We start from the raw sequence: 2,045 nt of genomic DNA on the forward strand, positions 1-2,045 counted from the left end.
GTTCCCGATACAGCGAGCCGTTCGACGGAGGCAGGGTCGATCAGGATGGTCGGTCCCGCGGTTCCAGCACTGATGAGGCGCCCGGACTTGAGGTGGAAGTGGATTGCTTGGCGGGTGATGCCGAGCCTTATGCCAGCTTCGGCGACGGTCATCCCCGCTCCGATCTTCATACACTAAGCTTTACGTCCGTCAAGGTTAGTGTCAATAATCTATCTTTCCGCTGGCCAGTTTCTAAGCCTGACCCCCGCCTGACTGAGCCTCTTGGTGGTAGCTCGGCGTCGTGGCGAATCGCTTGATCACTGCTATGTCCACCATTTCGGTGTGGGATTCGGTTCCCGGGGGAAGCGCCGCGTGCCAGTATTCGGCTGCGAGCTCAGTGTCTTTCAGTTGTTTGCGCAGAACCTGATAATCGACGTTGACGGGGTGCAGCCGGTCGCCCATGTCCGCATAGCAGGTGCCGTCCAGGCCGTTGAACCACAGTGGCTGGATTGTCACGTTCATGTCTTTACTCATCGTTCCTCCGGGTTGAGTAGCACTGCGACCGTTCATTAGGCGACGTTCTTGCGCGGGCGTTCACCGATTACGGTCACAACCGGGTTTTCCAGCCAGATGTCACCGCGATCTTCGACCTCAAGCCAGTTTTCCGGGCGCGGCAGGGACAGGTAGGCCATGGTGCCGTCGCTCCGCGGGTTCTCTGCCGGCGCCCCGGTCACCGTCCACACCTGTACACCTTCGGGAACCTTTACCGGCGGTTCCCAGCCCAGTTCGAGAAGTTTATCGATGACCCACACCCAGACTCCCTGAGCATGGGGAGGGCCAGCTTGGATCCGTTCCTCCCCGGAAAGCCGCCTGTACCGCTCCCAGGCGTACTGGTGCTCGAAGTAACCTTCCTTGCCCGCGAGGATGCCCTGCATGATCGCCTCTTCCCGCGTCGCCGCCGCCTCGGGGCTTAGCGCATTCTGCCGGGTGGAGATTTGCACAGTGACACCCTGCTGGTACTCCCAAATATCGGACCAGTGTTTTCCACCGGCCAGGCGGTAGTCGCCCACGGCGGAGAGGGCGTTGTCGGCGACCCGGAGCACATGCATCGTGTCCTCGGCTTCGTCCCGGTCTCCCGCTTCGAAGTACTGAACGCCGACGAGCGTGCCGACAGGCAACGCCTCCCATTGTTCCCGGGTGGTTATTTTTGTCTGCACGAGAGACCTTTCCGGCGCGGTGGTTCCGCTGCCACCGGCCATGTGTGCGGCAAGGCCGGCGGCTGAACCCAGGACGGCAGCACCAAAAGCAGTGGCGCTCCTCCCCGTAGGAAGAAACGCCACCACCTCTGCTTCGCCTGGGGTCTAGTTGACCGTCAGGTGAAGATCTTGGTGAACACCTTCCCCGTCACCTTATGCACTGCTTTTGCCGTAACCGTGTGCGTGCCTGCGGTGAAGCCGCCTGTTCCCGGTGTGACTCTGGCGTACCAAGCGTTGGCATTCTGGTAGGTGGAGTAGACGGGCGCCCCGATTGTTCCGTTGACGTCGTCTCCACCGCCCATGAAGGTCACATCGAAGTCAGATTGGGTTTGCCCTGCAATGGTGAAGCCGAAGAACTGTCCGGTTGTCGATCCGGCAGCAACGACTTCATCGTCCCAGAATGAGCCGTAATATCTATCCGCTGACATTCCGGGATGCTCCGTAATGGTCAGCTCGTAGGTTTCCGTGAAGACCTTGCCGGTAATCTTGTGGGTGGCCGTCGCGGTAATGGTTCCGACACCCTCGGTGAAGCCACCGTCGGCAGGCTTGATGTGCGCATACCAGTCGTCTGACCCATTACCGTTGTAGTTGGTCACTGCGTACGTACCAGACCCACCAACGCTCTCGCCTCCGGTGAATTTCACATCGAAGTCTGTATGAGCGGCATTCCGAATTGGTGAGCCTAGGGATTTCGGACAGTGGGACCTCTTAAACTGAGGTGTTACTGAAAGCGAGATCAAGAGTATGTCTGCAGCACGTCGCCGGTTCAGCCAGGATTTTAAGGATGAGCTGTGCCGGGAAGTTATCGAC

Annotated in this window: 3 protein-coding genes; all 3 read right to left on the reverse strand. The window is 59.4% G+C overall.

Going from position 1 to position 2,045, the window contains the following annotated elements; genetic code table 11:
* Positions 1 to 231: 231 nt before the first annotated feature.
* Positions 232 to 513 carry a hypothetical protein gene (locus Y707_RS0122100; protein WP_026536635.1) on the reverse strand — a complete coding sequence of 94 codons (282 nt, stop codon included), beginning with the start codon at positions 511 to 513 and terminating at the stop codon, positions 232 to 234.
* Between the two features lie 35 nt (positions 514 to 548).
* Positions 549 to 1,196 carry a hypothetical protein gene (locus Y707_RS0122105; protein ID WP_155853283.1) on the reverse strand — a complete coding sequence of 216 codons (648 nt, stop codon included), beginning with the start codon at positions 1,194 to 1,196 and terminating at the stop codon, positions 549 to 551.
* Between the two features lie 155 nt (positions 1,197 to 1,351).
* On the reverse strand, positions 1,352 to 1,879 hold the full coding sequence (locus Y707_RS0122110) for a hypothetical protein (protein WP_155853285.1): 528 nt from the start codon (positions 1,877 to 1,879) through the stop codon (positions 1,352 to 1,354).
* Positions 1,880 to 2,045 lie beyond the last annotated feature (166 nt).

It is taken from the genome of Arthrobacter sp. H14, from assembly GCF_000520495.1.
Classification (GTDB): domain Bacteria; phylum Actinomycetota; class Actinomycetes; order Actinomycetales; family Micrococcaceae; genus Arthrobacter_C.

What these genes read in the sequence shown, in the direction of transcription:
- Y707_RS0122100 (WP_026536635.1), bottom strand. Translation starts at nt 513, where the DNA reads ATGAGTAAAGACATGAACGTGACAATCCAGCCACTGTGGTTCAACGGC.